The sequence below is a fragment of the Synechococcus sp. CCAP 1479/9 genome (genome assembly GCF_019038535.1).
Lineage (GTDB): Bacteria > Cyanobacteriota > Cyanobacteriia > PCC-6307 > Cyanobiaceae > Cyanobium.
The window spans coordinates 1-409 of the sequence record NZ_JAFKRK010000085.1; the positions used below are offsets into that span (position 1 = coordinate 1).

1 protein-coding gene is annotated in these 409 nt (G+C 66.5%); it reads right to left on the reverse strand.

Going from position 1 to position 409, the window contains the following annotated elements; translation table 11 throughout:
• Positions 1 to 409: cadherin-like domain-containing protein (locus KUG38_RS16805; protein WP_216923559.1), on the reverse strand; the 409-nt coding region annotated here is incomplete at both ends.

Consider the following 409-nt stretch of genomic DNA (forward strand, 5'->3'; position numbering starts at 1 on the left):
GGGGAACGGTGCCGTTGTAGTTGGCGGCCGGTGAGAAGGAATAGGAGCCGTTGGCGGCGATGGTGAGGCTGCCGACGCCGGCGATGGAGATGGGGCTGCCGAGGGGGAAGGGGCCGCTCTGGCCGGCGATGGAGAAGGAGGCAATCGAGACCGGGCCATCGGGACTGGTGGTGCCGCTCAGAAGATTGCCGGTGGTGGTGCCGCTGTCCTCGGCGATGGAGAGGGTCTCGTTGGCGTCGGAGAAGTCGTCGTTGACTGGCGTGACGGTGATAGCGAAGGTGGAGGAATCGTTGGGCCCGGAGCCGTCGGTGACGACGTAGGAGATCAGGGGAACGGTGCCGTTGTAGTTGGCGGCCGGTGAGAAGGAATAGGAGCCGTTGGCGGCGATGGTGAGGCTGCCGACGCCGGC